Annotated in this window: 19 protein-coding genes; 15 read left to right on the top strand and 4 right to left on the bottom strand. The window is 37.7% G+C overall.

Going from position 1 to position 20,724, the window contains the following annotated elements; genetic code table 11:
• Position 1 precedes the first annotated feature (1 nt).
• Positions 2-922, bottom strand: a complete 921-nt coding sequence (rsgA, locus tag M2408_RS03895) for a ribosome small subunit-dependent GTPase A (protein WP_259179465.1) — start codon at positions 920-922, stop codon at positions 2-4.
• Between the two features lie 106 nt (positions 923-1,028).
• On the opposite strand from rsgA, the gene polA reads away from it, so the two are divergent.
• The 11 genes from polA (at position 1,029) to M2408_RS03840 (ending at position 14,528) form a co-directional block, all read left to right on the top strand.
• Positions 1,029-3,827 carry a DNA polymerase I gene (gene polA, locus M2408_RS03890; protein ID WP_259179464.1) on the top strand — a complete coding sequence of 933 codons (2,799 nt, stop codon included), beginning with the start codon at positions 1,029-1,031 and terminating at the stop codon, positions 3,825-3,827.
• Between the two features lie 8 nt (positions 3,828-3,835).
• Positions 3,836-4,966 (top strand): toxin-antitoxin system YwqK family antitoxin, encoded by a 1,131-nt coding sequence (locus tag M2408_RS03885; protein WP_259179463.1) that lies wholly within the window; start codon positions 3,836-3,838, stop codon positions 4,964-4,966.
• 24 nt (positions 4,967-4,990) lie between these two features.
• Positions 4,991-5,644 (top strand): phosphatidylserine decarboxylase family protein, encoded by a 654-nt coding sequence (locus M2408_RS03880; RefSeq protein ID WP_259179461.1) that lies wholly within the window; start codon positions 4,991-4,993, stop codon positions 5,642-5,644.
• A 62-nt stretch (positions 5,645-5,706) separates the two neighbouring features.
• Positions 5,707-6,744 (top strand): cell wall metabolism sensor histidine kinase WalK, encoded by a 1,038-nt coding sequence (locus tag M2408_RS03875; RefSeq protein ID WP_223581244.1) that lies wholly within the window; start codon positions 5,707-5,709, stop codon positions 6,742-6,744.
• Positions 6,745-6,834: 90 nt separating this feature from the next.
• A complete protein-coding gene (locus M2408_RS03870; protein WP_104383452.1) occupies positions 6,835-7,482 on the top strand; it encodes a DUF47 domain-containing protein in 648 nt (215 codons plus the stop codon).
• Between the two features lie 37 nt (positions 7,483-7,519).
• Complete coding sequence (locus M2408_RS03865) at positions 7,520-8,530, top strand: inorganic phosphate transporter (RefSeq protein ID WP_259179453.1); 1,011 nt, start codon at positions 7,520-7,522, stop codon at positions 8,528-8,530.
• Positions 8,531-8,730: 200 nt separating this feature from the next.
• Positions 8,731-10,164 carry an OmpA family protein gene (locus M2408_RS03860; RefSeq protein ID WP_409049480.1) on the top strand — a complete coding sequence of 478 codons (1,434 nt, stop codon included), beginning with the start codon at positions 8,731-8,733 and terminating at the stop codon, positions 10,162-10,164.
• A gap of 181 nt (positions 10,165-10,345) precedes the next feature.
• Positions 10,346-11,758 (top strand): tetratricopeptide repeat protein, encoded by a 1,413-nt coding sequence (locus M2408_RS03855; RefSeq protein ID WP_259179452.1) that lies wholly within the window; start codon positions 10,346-10,348, stop codon positions 11,756-11,758.
• 108 nt (positions 11,759-11,866) lie between these two features.
• Positions 11,867-12,610, top strand: a complete 744-nt coding sequence (locus tag M2408_RS03850; protein ID WP_259179450.1) for a shikimate dehydrogenase — start codon at positions 11,867-11,869, stop codon at positions 12,608-12,610.
• A gap of 43 nt (positions 12,611-12,653) precedes the next feature.
• Entirely contained in the window at positions 12,654-13,295 is a 642-nt protein-coding gene (locus M2408_RS03845) for an MBL fold metallo-hydrolase (RefSeq protein ID WP_259179448.1), read from the top strand.
• Positions 13,296-13,298: 3 nt separating this feature from the next.
• On the top strand, positions 13,299-14,528 hold the full coding sequence (locus M2408_RS03840; RefSeq protein WP_259179446.1) for an FtsX-like permease family protein: 1,230 nt from the start codon (positions 13,299-13,301) through the stop codon (positions 14,526-14,528).
• Here M2408_RS03840 and M2408_RS03835 read toward each other — a convergent pair.
• Complete coding sequence (locus M2408_RS03835; protein ID WP_259179445.1) at positions 14,525-15,175, bottom strand: hypothetical protein; 651 nt, start codon at positions 15,173-15,175, stop codon at positions 14,525-14,527. The genes M2408_RS03840 and M2408_RS03835 overlap by 4 nt on opposite strands.
• 57 nt (positions 15,176-15,232) lie before the next feature.
• Complete coding sequence (locus tag M2408_RS03830) at positions 15,233-15,508, bottom strand: NifU family protein (protein WP_028070934.1); 276 nt, start codon at positions 15,506-15,508, stop codon at positions 15,233-15,235.
• Between the two features lie 241 nt (positions 15,509-15,749).
• On the opposite strand from M2408_RS03830, the gene M2408_RS03825 reads away from it, so the two are divergent.
• The 3 genes from M2408_RS03825 to coaBC are packed head-to-tail and all read left to right on the top strand — an operon-like array spanning position 15,750 to position 18,215.
• On the top strand, positions 15,750-16,679 hold the full coding sequence (locus M2408_RS03825) for an outer membrane protein assembly factor BamD (RefSeq protein WP_120260520.1): 930 nt from the start codon (positions 15,750-15,752) through the stop codon (positions 16,677-16,679).
• Positions 16,663-16,992 carry a DNA-directed RNA polymerase subunit omega gene (locus M2408_RS03820; protein ID WP_075990346.1) on the top strand — a complete coding sequence of 110 codons (330 nt, stop codon included), beginning with the start codon at positions 16,663-16,665 and terminating at the stop codon, positions 16,990-16,992. Before M2408_RS03825 ends, M2408_RS03820 begins: the two co-directional genes overlap by 17 nt.
• Before the next feature lie 14 nt (positions 16,993-17,006).
• Positions 17,007-18,215, top strand: a complete 1,209-nt coding sequence (coaBC, locus tag M2408_RS03815; protein WP_259179432.1) for a bifunctional phosphopantothenoylcysteine decarboxylase/phosphopantothenate--cysteine ligase CoaBC — start codon at positions 17,007-17,009, stop codon at positions 18,213-18,215.
• 41 nt (positions 18,216-18,256) lie between these two features.
• Here the strand turns inward: coaBC and M2408_RS03810 are convergent, their stop codons facing one another.
• On the bottom strand, positions 18,257-19,624 hold the full coding sequence (locus tag M2408_RS03810; RefSeq protein ID WP_259179431.1) for a methyltransferase RsmF C-terminal domain-like protein: 1,368 nt from the start codon (positions 19,622-19,624) through the stop codon (positions 18,257-18,259).
• A gap of 88 nt (positions 19,625-19,712) precedes the next feature.
• Here M2408_RS03810 and M2408_RS03805 point away from each other — a divergent pair, with 88 nt between their 5' ends.
• Positions 19,713-20,099 carry an SRPBCC family protein gene (locus M2408_RS03805; RefSeq protein ID WP_259179430.1) on the top strand — a complete coding sequence of 129 codons (387 nt, stop codon included), beginning with the start codon at positions 19,713-19,715 and terminating at the stop codon, positions 20,097-20,099.
• The last annotated feature ends 625 nt before the right edge of the window (positions 20,100-20,724 follow it).

Here is a 20,724-nt window from a genome sequence, read left to right as displayed (position 1 = left end):
ATTAAGCTCTGCTATCTTCATTATGATACATACTGAGATAACTATCATAACGTGAAGATTCAATCTCTCCCTCCTCAACGGCTTCCATAATAACACAACCTGGCTCGTTGATATGCCGACAGTTATTGAACCGGCATTGATTCATCAACGCACGCATCTCAGGAAAAAAATGGGACAGTTCCTGTTTTTCAATATCCACAATTCCCAATTCACGAATACCAGGAGTATCTATTAACTTTCCTCCAAAAGGCAAATCAAACATCTCCGCAAATGTGGTTGTATGCTTCCCTTTGTCTGACCAGTCCGAAATTTCACCCGTTTTCAAACCATATTCAGGCACAATAGCATTAATCAAAGTAGATTTACCGACCCCCGAATGGCCTGACACTAATGTAATTTTATCCTGAAGTAGCTCCTTGACAACATCAATATTCTTTCCTGTCAAAGCCGATACCTCAAAGCATGGATAGCCTATCCGTTCATAAATAGCTTTATAATCGGCCAATATTTCCAAACCTTCATCACTGAAAAGATCGAGTTTATTAAAAATAAGTACCGCAGGTATCCCATAAGCTTCGGTCGTTACCAAAAAGCGGTCAATAAAACCCAAAGATGTTGGCGGAGAAGCCAACGTAACCACCAAAAAAGCCTGATCTAGGTTCGCACCAATAATCTGCGTTTGCTTGGAAAGATTCACCGATTTTCGGATAATATAGTTGCGACGCGGTTCAAGCTCTCGAATGACAGCACTTTCAAGATCCGGCTCCACATCAAAATGCACCCAGTCTCCTACAGCCACCGGGTTGGTCGTTTTAATTCCCTTGGTACGAAATTTCCCTTTGATCCGGCAATCATATCTCTTGCCATCTTCGCCCAAAACCTGATACCAACTACCTGTGGACTTTGTTACCAATCCTCTCATAGAACCTGTTGCATTAAATGTGTCATAGCACAAAAATCGGAAAAATTTATTAAACTTACGGTTTGATGAATTTCTTACCTTTGTAAGGAGACTAAAATTCAATTTTGTGAAAAAACTATTTCTTTTAGATGGCATGGCTCTCATATATAGAGCATATTTTGCTTTGAACAAGACCCCACGCATCACCTCGACAGGGTTGAATACTGGGGCAATCATGGGTTTTACCAATACACTGTTGGAGGTATTGAAAAATCAGCAACCTTCTCATATAGCAGTAGTGTTCGACACGGCAGCTCCTACAGCGCGCCATATTGAATTTGAAGCCTATAAAGCACATCGTGAAAAAATGCCCGAAGATCTTTCAGCGTCCATTCCTTATATCTACCGCCTGATCGAAGGATTCAATATCCCGATTATCACGATGGATGGTTATGAAGCGGATGATATCATCGGAACATTAGCGAAAAAAGCAGAACAAGAAAACTTCCAGGTCTATTGTATGACACCAGATAAAGATTTTGGTCAGCTTGTCTCAGACAATATCTTTATTTACAAACCAGCTCGTATGGGTAATGGGGCTGAAGTACAAGGTGTCAAAGAAATTCTCGAAAAATGGGAAGTCACAGATGTGAACCAGGTCATTGATATCTTAGGATTATGGGGCGATGCCGTAGATAATATCCCAGGAATTCCAGGTATCGGCGAGAAGACCGCAAAAAAACTTGTTCAGGAATTTGGGTCAGTTGAAGGAATTATTGCCAATGCGGATCAGCTAAAAGGAAAAATGCGCGAAAACGTTGAAAATTTCGCGGAACAGGGATTAATTTCAAAAAAATTAGCAACAATTTTGTTGGATGTACCCGTTGAGCTTAACGAAAAAGCCCTAGAACTTGAGGATCCAAATAAAGACATTCTAGAACCCCTTTTCGCTGAATTGGAATTTAGAACATTGGGAAAAAGAGTTTTTGGAGACGATTTCTCGATACTTGAAAAGAATGCCCCTGTAAATGGACAGATGGATTTATTTGCTACACAGACAACGGCAAATACAACAAGTACAGCAATAGCAGTATCAAGTGAAAATATTGTTCTAAAAAATATTCATAATACAACACACGAATACACACTGGTAGATACAACCGAAGAACAAGAAAAACTCGCCAAGGAACTCAATTCAAAAAGCAGCTTTTGTTTTGACACAGAAACAACGGGGTTAGATGCAAATCTTGCTGATATTGTAGGACTTTCATTTTCGTTTGAAACTGGGAAAGCATACTATATTCCTACACCAGCAAATCGGGAAGAGGCCCAACACATCGTCGATATCTTTAAGTCTGTACTGCAAAATCCAGCAATTGAAAAGATAGGTCAAAATATCAAATACGATATCCTCTTATTGGCAAGATATGGCATTAAGGTACAGGGAGCCTTATTCGATACCATGTTAGCGCATTACCTCATTGACCCTGATACGCGGCATGGCATGGATGTACTTGCGGAGAACTATCTGAATTACACCCCAGTCTCCATTACCGAACTCATCGGAGAAAAAGGAAAAAAACAAGGAAATATGCGGGATGTTGATTTCGAAAAAATCAAAGAATACGCAGCAGAAGACGCAGATATTACTTTACAGCTAAAAAACATTTTTCACCCTCTTTTGGTAGAAACGGACACCCTAAAATTGGCCCAGGATGTTGAATTTCCACTTGTATATGTTCTTGCTGAAATAGAACGTAATGGCGTACAAGTGGATGTCCCCGCTCTTGGGGAATTTTCGAAAACATTGGAACAGGACATCAAGGATCTAGAGAATGCTATATTTGAAAAAGCAGGAGTGAACTTTAATATTGCCTCACCAAAACAGTTAGGCGAAGTCCTATTCGACAAGCTCCAACTGGACCCTAAAGCAAAGAAAACAAAAACAGGACAATATAAAACTGGTGAAGATGTTTTATTGGCACTGGCACACAAATCAGATATTGTTCAGGATATTTTGAATTTTAGGCAGTTACAGAAATTAAAATCAACTTACGTAGATTCATTACCTGAATTGATCAATCCAGAAACCGGTCTAATCCATACTTCCTATAATCAAGCTGTCGCTGCAACAGGCCGTTTAAGCTCTACTAATCCTAATCTACAGAATATTCCGATCCGTACGGAAAGAGGCCGTGAAGTGAGGAAAGCATTTATTCCACGCTCAGAAAATAACGTAATCTTATCCGCCGATTATTCTCAGATCGAGTTACGTTTAATCGCAGAGTTGAGCAAAGATCAAAATATGTTGGAAGCCTTTAGCCAAGGACATGATATTCATCGTGCCACAGCAGCAAAAGTCTATAATATGGCTTTTGAGGAGGTGACATCAGAACAGCGTCGCAACGCGAAAGCAGTAAACTTTGGTATTATATACGGTCAATCCGCCTTTGGTTTATCTCAAAATCTAGGCATCTCACGAAAGGAAGCTGCTGATATCATCAACGAATACTTCAACCAATATACCGGTATCAAGAAGTATATGAGCGACGCCGTTGAATCCGCGAAAGAGAAAGGCTACGTTGAAACAATTTTAAAGCGTAGACGTTATTTGAGAGACATTAATTCAGCAAATATGACTGTTCGCGGATTTGCTGAACGTAATGCGATCAACGCCCCGATCCAAGGTTCGGCAGCAGATTTAATCAAGATTGCCATGATTGCAATACAAAAGGAAATCGAGCATCAGGGACTGGTAGGTAAAATGATTATGCAAGTACACGATGAGTTGGTTTTTGATGTTCCGAAACAAGAGGTCGAAGCATTCAAAACCATTATTTTGGACAAAATGACAAATGCTATAAAAACAAATGTTCCGTTGATTGTTGAAATCGGAGAAGGTAAAAATTGGCTTGAAGCACATTAATTTTTATTATGACTAAAAAATTCATTTATATACTGTTGTTGTTATCCTCGTTTTGCTGTAAGCCTATTCAAGCGCAAGACGATAAACCTGTATTTTACGAAAAATTAGATCAAGGCTTAATTCGTTTCTATTTTGATAAGTATTATTATCTGGCAGCAAAAGATTGCGAATTCAAATCAATTGAACGTGTAAGTAAATTTGATTTCACAAAGCAAATTTTCGAAGGGGAGTTTCGTGATTTCGCACCCAATGGCAACCGTATACTGGTCGGCAACTATAACGATGGTAAAAAAGAAGGTCTATTTCAAGCTTTTCATCCGAATGGTGTGTTAAAATGGGAAATAAATTTTAAGGAGAACTATCCTGTCGGTGATTGCAAATATTATTATCCCGACGGTAAACCACTATTAACGGTGGCCTATGGTGATTACGGTTATTTCATTAAAGATTATTGGGATAACCGAGGAAAACAGGAAATCGTTGGCGGCGAAGGGAACTATGAATTCGCTATTCCATTCGAGGGGTTCACAGAATTTGGTTATGATTTTTATCTACGTAAAGGCAAAGTAAAAGGTGGTAAACCACAGGGGAACTGGAACACCTACTTTTATAATGTTGGACAGCAGCCTATTTACGCGATGACACAACGGTTTGTTGATGGAAAAATCGTTGCTACTTATGATGATAATGGAGAGCTTCCAAGCGAAGATTTTCAGGCTTTAAGCATTTTACCCTACGATTATTTTATTCGAGCCGAACTATTAAACAGCAAATCTTGTAGTTTTGATGACTTTTCAAACTTCTATGCATTCCTTGCTAAACGGTTTACCGATAGGATCAATAAAAGCGGATTCGAAGTTGCAACTCAACTAAATTTCTCCTATGAGGTTGAAGTCAAAAAAACAGGTTTGGCCAATTTGCGAAGTCTGAAATTGAATGTAGACTCCAATAATGAGAATGATCTCACCATTTTGAATCGAATTGCTAAAAGTGTAGATTTTTATTTTCCTACCTACAAACAAGATCAACCTCAAGACGATACGATTAAAGTTTCCGGGAGCATTGCCACCGGAAGCGATGGAAAAGTCTATACCCATTCAATTAAAATAGAAAGACAAATAGACAATTCGAGTAAATAATTATCTTTGCAGAAATAAATAGATATGAAATTCCATAAAGAAGGATATACCACATTAGCGATTGCTGTACTTTTTATCTTTATCATCAATGCCGTTGCGGACTATTATGATGCTCCGCAGTTTGTAAAATGGTTTATTTATGCCCTTTCAGCATTCCTATTCATTACAGTTGTCCAGTTTTTTAGAAGTCCTAAGAAAGTAGTGATTCCACAAGATGGCACAATCTTATGTCCTGCTGACGGAAAAGTTGTGGTCATCGAAGAAACCGAAGAAAATGAATATTTTCATGACAGAAGGATACAGGTCTCTATTTTCATGTCGCCTATCAATGTGCATGTGAACCGAAATCCAATCAGTGGTTTGGTGACTTTCTTCAAATATCATCCCGGAAAATTCTTGGTCGCTTGGCATCCAAAATCATCGACAGACAATGAAAGAACGACTGTTGTAGTAAAAGACAAAGCAGGCCGGGAAGTTCTTTTCCGTCAAATTGCAGGCGCGTTGGCCCGTCGTATTGTTTGGTATGTAAAAGAAAATGATCAGGTTGTTCAGGGCAACGAGTTCGGCTTTATCAAATTTGGTTCACGTGTGGATCTATTCTTGCCTTTAGGAACAGAGATCAATGTGAATATTGGCGATAAAGTTACCGGAGCTAAAACCATTATCGGAAAATTTTAACAATTTATTAATATCATTATAAGTAACTTAGGCTCCAATTAGGGGCCTTTTTTATTCAACAGATGAATTTTAGACAATTATTATTGGCAAACTCTGCTGGTGTTGGCATTGCAATATCCACTATCAGCTTTTATTATAAACATGATCTTCAGACCGCACTGATTATATTTTTTGTAGCCTTGGTCATTTGTTTTCTTCTATTCAACTACCTGTTCGAGAAATACATCTACCGCCGTCTTAATACCATGTATAAGTTGATTCACAATCTGAAACTCGGTAAGGATCTTAAAGATGCGATTGGTGAACATGTCAGTGAAGATCCCATTACAGATGCAGAAAATGACGTAAAGGCTTGGGCAAAAGATAAAAAAAATGAAATTGAACAACTGAAATCGCAGGAAAAATTTAGGCGTGAATTCCTTTCCAATATATCCCATGAGTTCAAAACGCCCCTCTTTGCTACCCAAGGATACATCGAGACATTACAAGATGGTCTAATGGAAGAAGACATGGAAATGGCGAAGAATTTCTTAGACAAAGCTGCTCGAAACCTTGACAGATTGAATTACCTCATTCAAGATTTAGATGAGATATCCAAACTCGAGTCTGGCAAAATGGTCTTGAATATTGAAAAATTTGACATTGTAGATCTTATCAAAGACACCTCGTATTCATTGGAAGACAAAGCCAAACAACACAATATTAAGATCGAGTTCAAACCCAAAACTGGCACACCACATTGGGTTAAAGCAGATCGCAATAAAATACATCAGGTATTGTATAACCTTATTGACAACTCACTTAAATATGGGAAAGAAGGAGGTACCACAAAAATCAAAATTTTCCCGCTTTTTGAACAGGTCTTAATAGAAATTACGGATAATGGTTATGGTATCGAAGAAAAAAATCTGAGCCGGGTATTCGAACGATTCTTCCGTACAGATAAAAGTCGCTCAAGAGATATTGGTGGATCTGGCTTAGGTCTTGCGATTGTCAAACATATTGTTGAAGCGCACCAACAGAACGTTAATGTCCGTAGTACAGAGGGAATTGGAACTACTTTTGGCTTTACTTTGCAAAAAGTTCAGACCGGAGATTAAACAATTGATGACATTTTTGTGTTTAAACAAAACCAATGTTAACATTAACTTAACATTAGGGTATTATTTTTGCAAAAATAAATTTAAGATATGTCTTTAAATAGCATTTTTCAATACTTCGTTCCAAAGGACAAAAAATTCTTCCCTTTGTTTGAACAAGCCGGCAACAATTTGATCGAAATGTCTCAATTGTTAAAAGATATTGTTAACTCAAACAATCCGGAGAAGAAGAAAGAGTTCACTCGTAAGATGGAAGACTTGGAGCACAAAGGCGACAACATCACACATCAAATTCACTTGGAACTAGGTAAAAATTTCATTACGCCTTTCGACCGCGAAGATATACACTCGTTAGCAAGCTCATTAGACGATGTAGCCGATTTTATACACGGCGCGGCTAATAGAATGGACTTATACAAGGTAGAAAAAGCAACAGAGCCGATGATAGAAATCGCGGACCTATTGGTGGAAGCTACTGAGCATGTTTCAAAAGCAATCCATGAACTTCGGGATTTAAAAAACATTCGCAATATCACAGATTCTTGTGTACGTATCAATAGTGTAGAAAATAAAGCAGACTATATTTTTGATAAGGCAGTAGCCGATCTTTTTGAATTTGAAAAAGACGCTATTTCATTGATCAAACACAAAGAAGTGTTATCCGCAATGGAAGATGCAACAGACAAATGCGAGGACGTTGCTAACGTATTAGAAAGTATTCTAGTTAAAAACGCATAATCATTCGATCATAAGTGCATAAAAATTCTACGAGATTATGATGTCAACATTACTCGTTGTTGTGATTGTCTTAGCAATTGCATTTGACTACATCAATGGATTCCATGATGCAGCCAACTCTATTGCGACAGTTGTATCAACAAAAGTTCTAACACCAGCAATGGCTGTATTATGGGCTGCCATATTCAACTTTGCTGCTTATTTCTACTTTACAGATCACAAAGTAGCCAACACCATTGCCAAAACGGTATTGGAAGAATATATTACCCTAGAGGTTATCTTTGCGGGCTTGCTCGCAGCAATTGGCTGGAACTTATTCACCTGGTACTACGGAGTACCCTCAAGTTCCTCACACACATTGATCGGAGGCTTCGCGGGATCAGGAATGGCTTATGCCTTTATTCTTGGTGCAGATCCTATTCATGCTATTAATATCGATGCAACATTAAAAATTATTGCTTTCATCGTACTGGCGCCGATCATTGGTATGACCATGTCCATTATCATCACATTAATAGTGATTAACTTGGCCAAAAACTCCCGACCTAGTGTCGCCGAAAAATGGTTTAAAGTATTACAATTGGTTTCATCAGCAGGTCTAAGTTTTGCCCATGGTGGTAATGATGCACAAAAGGTAATGGGTATTATCCTTGTAGCTATGGTTGCCGGTGGATATATGCAAAACACGGAACATATGCCAGAATGGATTCCTCTAACTTGTTACGCAGCGATAGCTGCTGGAACAATGAGTGGAGGTTGGAAAATTGTGAAGACAATGGGAACCAAGATCACGAAAGTGACACCATTAGAAGGGGTTTGTGCGGAATCCGCAGGAGCAGTAACATTAGGCATAACAGAGCATTTCGGTATCCCTGCATCAACAACACATACGATTACAGGAGCAATTATCGGTGTCGGAGTTGTTAAGCGTGTTTCAGCAGTACGCTGGGGTGTAACTATTAGTTTGTTATGGGCTTGGGTATTGACAATTCCAGTATCGGCTCTGCTTGGGGCACTCTCTTTAGTCATTGTACATTATTTACTTTAGAAAGAATTTCTTAATTTTTTTTCTAAAAGCTATTGAAACAAAACAAAAATTTGGTACTTTCGTACCGAATTTTTGTTTTGTTGTTTCACATTAAATACTTAATTTAGTACGAAATATCAGGAATTTAAAAATTTAACATAATTTTAAGACTTTGGCACGGCAATTGTACTGTTCCAGATATTAAATTAAGACAACAAAGTTTGAAAACAATTAAAATTAATAATAACCTTAAAAACAAGAGTATGAACTATTCTACAATTAAAAAAACAGCTGTTGCTGCTACATTAGTTGCCGCTTTAGGTTTCGCTGATACAGCACAAGCTCAACAAGTATTCGGTGGTAGATCACAATACAGAACTTGGTCTATCGGAGTTCAAGGTGGTATCACTACGCCTAATGCTTTAATTGGTGGTAACAATAACTTTGGTCAAAAAGTTGGTTACTTCCAAAACAAAGTTGGTGAGTACTATGGTTTAACAGTACGTAAACAATTCTCTCACCTATTCGGTTTAGAAGTTGAAGCTAACCGTGGTAAGATCAAAACTTACAATCACAACGAGTCTGGTCCTGCTTTCGAAGCTGGTTCTGGTTCAAATTTAGGTCGCGCTCAATCAGCTGAAACAAAAGTAAACTGGGCTGCTAGCTTAAACGGTGTGTTCCAATTGGGTACAATCGATTTCTTGAGAAGAGAAAATGCAGTTAACTTCTACGCTAAAGTAGGTATTGGTGCTTTCGCTTATAACCCAACTCAATTCTCTAACAATGAGTTCGGTGGAACTGTTGTTTACGATCAAAAATGGGGTGAAGATATCCTAGGTGACCGTTCTCCTTCTAACCCACGCGACAAAGATTACCGTTTAGGTATGATCGTTCCTGTAGGTGTTGGAGCTAAATTCAAATTATCTGAGGTTGTTGCCTTGAACTTAGGTTATACAATGAACTTCACTGATGAAGCATTATTGTACGGACCTGGTAGAAACGGAACTTCTAAACAACGTTTCTCTAACGTATACGGTGGTTTAGAGTTCACTTTAGGTTCAAAAGACAAACAAAACTTGACTTTTGCTAACCCAGTAGCTACTTTGTATGATGAATTGAAAGATCCTTCATTGAGAAACGAAGTTGAAGCATTGAAACAACGCGTAAGCACTTTAGAAGGTACTGTTAACACATTAAGCGCTGATGCTGATGGTGACGGTGTATCTGACAAATTTGATAAATGCCCTGGTACTCCTGCTGGTACTCCAGTAGATGGTTCAGGATGTCCTATCAAATTCCCAGAGCCTCAAGTTCTTGAGAACAACAGTAACGGTTACTATGCTCCAATTCAATTCGAATTTGATAGCTCAGTATTGAAAACTTCTTCTTACTCAACTTTAGATAAATTGGCTAAAGAAGTACGTGACAATAATTCATCTGTAACTTTAGACGGTTATGCATCTGCAGAAGGTTCTGAAGCTTACAATACAACTTTGTCTAAAGATCGTGCTAACTCTGTAAAACAATACTTAGTAAATGCTGGTGTTTCTTCATCAAGCATCACTGCTAACGGTTACGGAGAGAAAAACCCAATCGCATCTAATTCAACTGAAGAAGGTCGCGTTCAAAACCGTCGTGTTGAGATCAAAAAATAATCGTATATAATTTATACCATTATATTAAAAGCCGGCTCTAGAGCCGGCTTTTTTATTTTGACAGTATTTATCCTTAACTTTGTGGATGATATCCAATTTGTGGAAAATTTATTCAAGCAAATTAGATAAGAAATTAGTATTTTGATTTAACGAACAGAATACTGGTTTTAAACTTTTGAGAATGGAAGAGGATTTTGAATTTGAAAACCCCGAAGAAAGAAAAATCTCGGTGGACAGATATGAGGAAATGCTTCGAAACGAGGATCAGTATTTTTTTGACTCCAAGGCTTTCGAAGGAATAATAGACTACTATGCTGAAAAAAATGACCCCGTAAAGGCACTACAAGTAACCGAATTTGCAATCAGCCAGCATCCTTTTGATATTACCTTTTTGTTGAAGCAAGCACAATTGTTTTCAACAATCCAACAGTATCAGAATGCATTAGCGGCCTTGGACAAAGCGGAGCTGCTGGAAGCTTCAGAAGGAGATATATTTCTAATTAGAGGCGGTATTTTGGGGAGCATAGGACAATTTGATGAAGCATTAGATCAACTATTTAAAGCATTACCCTTATTAGACAATAAAGATGAGGTTTATTTTCATATTGCAATGATTTTTCAAGCGCAAATGAACTATGACAAAGCTATTGTTTATTTAAAGAAGGCACTTGAACTCAATATGGACTATCAAGAAGCTCTCTATGAGCTAGCTTATTGTTATGATGTACTTGATCGGCAAGAAGAAAGTATATCTTTCTATAAAAAATATATTGACTCAGACCCTTATTCGTATTATGCTTGGTATAATCTGGGCAACTCCTATCATAAAATAAGCAAATTCGAAGAAGCGTTAGATGCATATGACTATGCCATATTAATCAAGGAAGACTTCTCATCTGCTTATTTCAATAAAGGAAATGCATTGGTCAACTTAGATCGTTATCAAGAGGCATTGGACGTATACAAACAGACTTTTGAATACGAACAACCTAGCGCGGATACTTATTGTGCCATAGGAGAGTGTTACGAGAAGCTGGAACAAATGGAAGAAGCTCGAAACTACTATAAAAAAGCCGTAAAGTTAGACGCCGAGCTTGCAGATGCATGGTTTGGTATTGGTGTCACGCTGGATTTTGAAGAACGTTACTTTGAGTCGCTTCATTTCTACAAAAAGGCTTTGGAACTAGAAGACACAAATCCGGATTACTGGTTCGCAATCGCGGATGCTCGGTATAAGCTACAGCAAATTGATCAGGCTGAAGAAGCGTATAAAAAAGTAGTTTCATTAAATCCATCAGATATAGATGCTTGGCTCGATTATTCTTCGATCTTATTTGAGCAGAGCAAAATTGATGAAGCCATCAATGTCATGTCAGATGCGATTACGCAAAACCCTGAAGCGGCGGAACTATATTACCGTGTGGTGGCCTATCTATTTGCAAATGGACAATACAATGAAGCTTTAAACTTCTTGGAACTAGGCTTAGCAACGAATCCGGAAAAACATCATATTCTCTTTGATTACCTTCCTCAATTGCAAGGAAATCAAATTATCACTGAAATTGTAAAAAAATATACCAAACCAAAAAATTAAAGTAGAAAACACATGATACTCCCAGGCAATCTTTCGGACTTGCCTGGGGGTATAAAATGAAATTAGATTAAGCTTACCTTTTCACCCAAAGAAGTACTCAACCATTCAATGAAAAAATTAGGTCTGATAGGATATCCACTAGGACACTCCTTTTCCAAGAAATATTATTTAGAGAAGTTTCAGAAAGAAAATATTCAACATATAGATTATGACCTATATCCAATTGAACGTATATCAGATTTTCCATCTATATTTACGAATAAGGACTTCTATGGGGTAAATGTAACCATTCCATACAAGATAGAGGTATTGGATTATTTAAACGAACTATCAGAAGAAGCTAAAGCAATACAAGCTGTAAACTGTATCCGCATTACACATCTAGCAAATGGTGCTCCATACTTGAAAGGCTATAACACAGATGCATATGGGTTTGAAGAATCACTGAAACCACTTTTGAACCAGAATGACAAAAGAGCTTTAATCCTCGGAAATGGAGGAGCAGCAAAAGCAGTGATCTATACATTAGATAAATTAGGAATCAAATACAAGCTTGTTAGCAGAACCAAACAAACGGACAGCTACACCTATGATGAATTAGATGCTCCGATTTTAGCTGAGTATACATTAATTATTAATTGTTCACCAGTAGGAACATTTCCCAACATAACAGAGTCTCCGACCCTACCATATGAACACATCAGTGCTAAGCACCTATTCTATGATCTTATTTATAACCCAGAAGAGACAACATTCCTAAAGAAAGGTAAAGAAAAAGGTGCTCGGACTAAAAATGGCTATGAAATGTTGCTTCTTCAGGCGGAGAAGAATTGGGAAATTTGGAATAGCTAGTCTTTCTCTATATCGAGAACAATAAAAAATGTAATTTTACCTTATGCTAACGATCAGAACATTCACTTTCAATCCATACCAAGAAAACACCTACTTGTTGTATAACGAAGAGGGAAACGCATTAATTATTGACCCAGGTATGTATGGGGAAAAAGAGCAGGTGGAGTTTTTAACCTTTGTCGATCTTCATAATCTCACCCCACAATTACTACTGAATACACATTGTCACATTGATCATGTCTTGGGCAATTATTTTATTCATGAGAAGTTTGATCTACTACCTCAATTTCACGAAGGGGAACTATCTACATTGGTTGCGGTGCAGAACTATGCCCCGCAAATGGGATTCCGTTATGACATCTCTCCTATTGGAGAAGTATTTCTAAAAGATGGAGACAAAATACAAATAGACAATGACGAATTGGAAGTGATATTGGCTCCCGGCCACTCACCGGCGCATGTCTGTTTTTACTCCGCTTCTCAAAAATTCCTAATTGGTGGAGATGTCTTGTTCCGCAACAGTATTGGCCGTACTGATCTACCAGGAGGAAATCATCAGCAGCTTTTAGACAATATTAAGCAAAGACTTTATACTTTACCCGATGACACTGTTGTCTACCCAGGTCATGGCCCATCAACGACAATAGGTTTTGAAAAAAACTCCAATCCATTTATACAAGGATAAGATATGAACTTACCTTTTCTATTTGCCAAGAGATACCTGTTTTCAAAAAAATCGGTCAACGCTATTAATATCATCTCTTCAATTAGTGTGATAGGTGTTACGGTAAGTACTGCCGCATTAATCATACTCCTTTCCTCTTTCAATGGGATGGAGGAGCTTATTATATCTATGTATAGCAAATTTGCTCCTGAACTGAAGATAGAACCACAAAAAGGTAAGCTCTTTACAACAAATAAATCAGTCTTTAATGAGTTGCGAAACAATCCTAATGTTATCCATTATACAGAAGTACTAGAAGAGAAGGTATTACTTCAATATGCAAATCGACAGTATATTTCAACTATCAAAGGAATCGAGCCCAAATCGCTTAATAAGAGTATTGGTGATAGTATTCTTGTGGATGGAGTATATCAACTCTCACGTGATTCAACTCATCTGGCTATACTTGGAGCAAGTGTCCAGGCTAATCTCGGTATTTCTATGCAAAATACCCCCGATTTAATCCAAGTTTATTCACCGAGAAAAGGCGTCAAAAACACATCTAATCCTGCTGAAGAATTTAATATTAGAGCTATCAGTCCAGGAGGTGTCCTCAGATACCAACAGGACTTTGACAATTTCGTTATTACCCCCATTTCGTTTGCCAAAGAAGTACTCGGTGAATATGACAGAGTTTCCGCTATTGAATTCTATCTAAAGGAGGGCACTAATATCAAGTTATTTGAACAGGACCTTCAAAAAAAATTAGGTGAAGAGTATCTCGTCAAAAATCGGGAAGAGCAAAATCCAACCTTATATAGAAATGTACGTGTAGAGAGATGGGTTGTGTTTTTTATCTTAACATTGATTAGTATTATCGCAATTTTTAATATTGTAGGTTCATTGACGATGTTAGTATTGGATAAACAAAAGGATATGACAGTCCTAAAAAGTCTAGGTGGTAACAATAGCTTAATTCAACGCATCTTCTTTTACGAGGGGTTGATGATTGCAATTATTGGTTGCATTTTAGGTTTATTAATTGGAGCAATATTCAATTATATTCAGTCAACTTATGGTATAATACGGGTTGAAGATGGTGCAAATGCTATTTTAGATAGCTACCCTATGCTTAGCCGCTGGAGCGACTATATGTTAGTATTCATCACGGTAACCAGTATTTCGGGATTAGTTTCTTATTTCTCAGCAAAGATAAGTGTAAAAGAGCTGAACAAGCTCAAAGCAACAGATTAATAGCGGGAGCTTTTGGAACGGCTTTGACTTCCCTTCGTTATTTGCTGTATTAAACTTCCCCATGCAAAAGGATTTAATAGCGGATTTGCATAACGTTGGTTAATGACTTTATTATTCATTGTATTGAAGCTTTGTGCGTTATTTATGGAGCGCATCTCGTTGCCATCGCGAGGTACTACAGCAGCCATTGCTGATAAAGACTCGTTGGAAAGTGTTCTTTTTGCCCGTACAATATGATCCTCAGATACATCTAAGTTCATAAATGCAATATTAAATTCCTCAATACTCGCCCAGGGATATGGAGTCACCATTGGCAATTCAGTTACCAAATTTTGCATTACAATACTAGCTGTATATTTGTCGCCAGCAACTTCAGGTACAGTTACGATGAGCGGATCGAATCCTACAGAGGAAAAACGAAGTGTGTCTCCTACATGAGCTACGAAAGAAAAATAGCCCTCATTATTCGCCGCAATGGCCTCGTTACGGAAAGATAAATTAGTTACTGTAGCGTAACCAACCGGAAGCCCAGATCCCACAGTAGTTACAATACCGGAATATTGGACGATCTTCCTTTCTTGCGCCTTTAAAGTCGAAGACTCAAAAAATATAGATAAAACTAATAATATAGGGATCAGCAACTTCATAGAACAAATTTACACAAAAGCAGCTGAGCTAGCCGTTAAATTGTGTTAATAGATAAACTAATTGGCCGACGGTAAGGTCGCATCAGGAGAATCTGGATCAGTTAGATTAATTGCTTCAACCGCTGTTACTTCTGGCACAGCTTTTTTTATAGCTTGTTCCAATCCTGCTTTAAAAGTCATAATGCTCATTGAACATGAAGCGCAAGCGCCCAATAGTTTTAATCGCACGACATTATCTGCAGTAATCTCTTCAACACTCACATTTCCGCCATCAGTTTCCAAATAAGGTCTCAAGGTATCCAATGCTTGCTCCACTTTTTCTTTTAAAGTCATACTCTTTATTAAATTCAATGATTGTACATGTAAAGATAATCAAATATTTTAAAATCTATATTTTTCCTCTCCTCGCGTAATGGAAAAACAACAAGTCCATGACAATACTGCCACCCAATTGCATCCAACGAGTTAAAGAATGTTAATAAAAAATGTTGTTTTTGGGATCAAATAATTATTAAACTATATTGCGCAGTAAAATTTAATTGATTAGTATAACAAATTCACTTATCTTTGTAAAATGTTTTTAAATAGGCGTATAGCGGCTATCTGTGCCGGCATGATGTTTCTATTGGTGTTTACTGGTTGCAAGAGTAAATTTGAGAAATTGCGCGCAAGCAATAATATCGCTCAAAAGTACGAAGAGGCCGTAAAACTTTATGAGAAAAAGAAATATACAAAGGCGTTAGTTTTGTTTGATGACTTGCGGACAAAATTCCGTGGACAAGCTGAGGCAGAAAATATCTACTATTATTTGGCATTTGCCAATTACCGTTTGAAAGATTATACTTCAGCAGCATATCACTTTAAGGACTTTGCAGACGTTTATCCGAACAGTCCACGGGCAGAAGAATGTCGTTTTATGCATGCTTATTGTTATTATTTGGATTCACCTCGATCAACTTTAGATCAGGCAAATACGAAGAAAGCAATCGACGCCCTACAGCTTTTTGTCAATCTCTATCCAGAATCAGAGCGTTCTAAAGAGGCCGCAGACCTTATTCAAAAGTTAAGAGATAAACTCGAGCTTAAAGCTTTTGCCAATGCTAGACTCTATTATGATATGGGGTTAAATGATGATTATAGAGCAGCTGTAATTGCGTTACAAAATGTACTGAAAGAATATCCTGACACCAAATACGCTGAGGAAATTGAATTTTTGACGCTAAAGGCACAATATATATTTGCTTCAAAAAGTATATTGCAAAAGCAGGAAAGCAGATATGACGAAACATTGGATTACTACCGTAGTTTTGCGAGTAACTATCCCAATAGCAAACATATAAAAGAAGCGGAATCTATTCGTCAAGATTCTGAAAAAGGAATTAAGACTGCCGTTTCGCACATGAAAGAATATAATAAAGCTCTTGCTGAGCAAGAAGCATATATCAAAGAACAAAAGGCGAAAAAAGAAAAAGAAAATACCCAAAAAGATGAGTCAAAAAAATAATAATTCAATTCCAAATTCTACAGTTACACGTGACTTAAGACAATTGGACAAAGGAACTGACAATCTCTATGAATCCATTGTAGTTATTTCTAAACGCGCGAATCAAATTGCAGTGGATATTAAGGAAGAACTAAACGGAAAACTTGCTGAGTTTGCAAGTAATAACGATAACTTAGAAGAGGTATTCGAAAACCGCGAACAAATAGAGATTTCTAAACATTACGAACGTATGCCAAAACCTACTTTGGTAGCAATCGATGAATTTCTGCACGATAAAGTGTATTACAGAAATCCTTCTAAAGAGCAAGACTAATCGCAGAATCAACGATGGCTTTAGCTGGGAAAAATATTGTAATTGCTGTATGCGGCAGTATCGCCGCATACAAGATTGCAACTTTGATTCGTCTGCTCGTAAAAGCGGATGCTCAGGTTAAAGTAATTATGTCAGAGGACGCCACAGCGTTCATTACCCCGCTTACACTATCTACGCTTTCCAAAAACCCTGTTTTGGTTGACTATTATCAGCCAGATACTGGAGAATGGAATAATCATGTGGAAATTGCGCTAAATGCAGACTATATACTTGTAGCCCCGGCTACAGCAAACACCCTCGCAAAGATGGCGAATGGTCTCTGTGATAACTTACTGATGGCTGTATATTTATCCGCAAAATGCCCAGTCTTCTTTGCTCCTGCAATGGATTTAGATATGTGGAAGCATCCGTCCACGCAATCGAATATTGCTAAACTAGGAGTTTATGGTAACATTATTATCCCGCCTGAAAAAGGTGAATTGGCTAGTGGATTAGTAGGGGAAGGACGTCTCGCCGAACCAGAAGAAATTTTTCATTTCCTAGAAAACTACTCCAACCAAAAGCTCCCATTATTAGGTAAAAAGGCGCTTGTATCAGCAGGCCCCACTCACGAGGCAATAGACCCTGTACGCTTTATTGGAAATCATTCTAGTGGAAAAATGGGCTATGCTATTGCCCAACAATTAAAAGAACTTGGGGCTGATGTAACCTTAGTTTCCGGGCCTACCGCACTACCGAATCCTGATCAAATAACTGTTGTTCCTGTGACTTCTGCCGCCGAGATGCTTCAAGCTTGTGAAAAGTACTTTGATCATGCTGCCATAATTGTCATGAGTGCTGCAGTTGCGGACTACACCCCTATTGAAGTAGCATCTCAGAAGATAAAGAAGAAAGAGGATGAATTTTCTATTGCTTTAAAGAAAACAACGGATATTCTTGCCACTTTAGGACACAAAAAGAAGAGAGAGCAATTACTGATCGGATTTGCTTTAGAAACCAACAACGAGCTCGAAAATGCGAAAGACAAATTGATCCGAAAGAATCTCGATTTTATCGTTCTCAATTCCATGCAAGATCAGGGAGCTGGATTTGCTACCGATACAAATAAAGTCACAATTATCAATCGTTCAGGCGAAAGCAGCGTATTCCCTCTGAAATCGAAGGAAGATGTTGCAAAGGATATCTGTTCGATTATCTTACAGCATATTTCTTCGACAATATAAATTCCCCTGAATTTAGAGGAATATATGATTTCTATTATCTGTTATAGATTCACAATTCGTAATTCCTTAGGATAATAATTATTGATCCTATTTGGTAATAGCTTCATCCAGCCCAGTGACATCCCTTTATATTTAGCAAGCGCCCAGCCCTTCATATCAGAAGAGACAGTATCTAGTGTCACGTTTTCCTTTCTAAGGTAGTTTTGAGCCTCCTCAAGCGAAAGTTCAAGACTTTGGAAGCCTGGGTTTAATACATTACTTAATGCCAATGCGTGGCTTGGAATCAATTCCTTTCGATTAAGTTTTCCAATATTGATTCCAGCATTTTTGAGATAGAGTACATTCTGGAGATATTTCAAATCATTTTCATATTTTTTGGGGAATATATATAGGTCATCATGATGGATAAATGGAAAGAACTCATCAACGTTAACGATCCAAGTGTCCAGAATTCCCTTCGGCACATCCGATTTTTCTGGCTTTATCCGCTTTCTATTAAATGTACCTTGCTCTGCAACTTTCCTCAAAACTGTAATAAAAAAACCTTCCCCGCCTAATTTATGTGGATAGAAACGATAGCCATGTGCCCCATGTCCAACCGACTTTGTATACTCGATCCCCCAATTCTCATCAATGACAATTTCAATAGATTCAAAATCTCCAGTTTCTATTAACCAATCTGCAATATCTTCATTTTCCTCTTCCGAATAAGAGCAGGTTGAATAAAGGAGATATCCGCCCGTTTTCAATGCAGCAATACTTTCTGCCAATATTCTTTGTTGTCTTTCGCTACAAAGTTTGACATTTGCTTCCGACCATTCATCTATTGCATCCGAATCCTTTCTAAACATTCCTGATCCAGAGCAAGGTGCATCGACGACCATGATATCAAAATATCCTGGTAATCGGTCAAAAGCCGAAGGGTCATTATTTGTGACCACCGTATTTGCATTTCCCCATTTTGTTAGATTATCCTGTAAGATATTTACACGAGTCTTGATTATCTCATTGGCAACAAGTAGACTATCGGGATGTAAGCTACTGTTTAGCAAGGTAGATTTTCCTCCAGGAGCTGCACAGAGATCCAATGCATAAACTGGTTCAGATCCTATTTCCAGCTTACGGATAATGCGGTCTATAAACATAGAAGAAGCGTCCTGAGGATAATAACCCCCAGCATGAAATAAAGGATCAAGCGTAAATACGGGGCGTTCGTTGAGATAAAAGGCGTTCTCGCACCAAGGCACCCTTCCTCCAGTGGAAAATGGACATTCCTTCAATTTTAGTGGGTTTAACCGTATCGCTGTTGCTCGCTTGCCCTCCTCATGTACTCTAATAAATTCAGCAGTATCGAATAATGGGTTTACACCTAATTTTTTCACTAATGAATTTGGCAGAAAATTACTCATGTCGTCCTAATAGTTTGTGCTAAAAATAATATAAATAAAAATGAAGTCAAAATAACTCGTAAATTATGGGAAAGAGTAAATTTGCATTATGAAAGATCTCAAGAAATACGCTATTATCCCGGCGACACCAGAAGAACTGTATCTCGCCTTAACAACCGAAATTACGGCCCGTCTTTGGACTGGTGATCTTGTATCAATAGATGCAACAGTAAATGGTGAATTTTCCTTGTGGGATGGCGCAATTACTGGTCGATTTTTGGAATTGGAACCTTCTAGTAAAATTGTGCAGGAATGGTATTTTGGAGAAACTGACAGTCCTTCCATTGTTACATTAAAGCTACATGAACACAAAAAAGGAACCTCATTAGAGGTTAGACAAACCAATATACCAGATGAAGATTATGAAAATATTGCTGAAGGTTGGGAAGATCCTTATATCTCTTCTCTAATTGATTTTTATACTGAAGAAGATTAATTTTTTAAATAAGATCAACCGAGAGCCTAGTTTTTTAAAGCTAGGCTCTCGGTTGATCATTATGCTATTTAACAAAGAATTCCTAAATTATCGCTGAATTAACCATTCCATATCTTAAATTCGATAGTTTTTCATATAGATTTTTTGAACTTTATTAAATCTTATCCTGATGTAACAGCAATTTAGAAAAGCTGCTTTTCATTTATATATCGGCAGAGTAATCCGCACATCATATGATAATATAGCGCATTTCCATTGTTTAAGTGTTACATTTTTTTGCCTGGTTTAAGCTCGAAGAAATTATTTGTAACAACACATCTTATCGGTTCTTATCAATTTCTTATTTTAACCCTTATATCTTTAGTCCTCAAACAATATATCTTATAACCTTATCCTCGCATAACATGTGACTGGGAAATATATTAACAAAGGTACTACCACGGCATCTTAGATCAGTACCTGGCAGAACCATATTTTATAGTACAATTTCGGAGCTGGATCCCTGTAGGCTTTGCGTTGGAACCCATGTTTCTTTGGGATCTTTTGGGCAGTATGTAAACGAAAGAAGCCCTTGACTGTTTCCAGCAAGGGCTTCCGTGTAAAAAAAGGCACCGACCTACTCTCC

Source organism: Sphingobacterium sp. BIGb0165, assembly GCF_024810095.1.
GTDB classification, from domain to species: domain Bacteria; phylum Bacteroidota; class Bacteroidia; order Sphingobacteriales; family Sphingobacteriaceae; genus Sphingobacterium; species Sphingobacterium detergens.
This window is presented reverse-complemented; position numbering and strand designations above follow the sequence as displayed.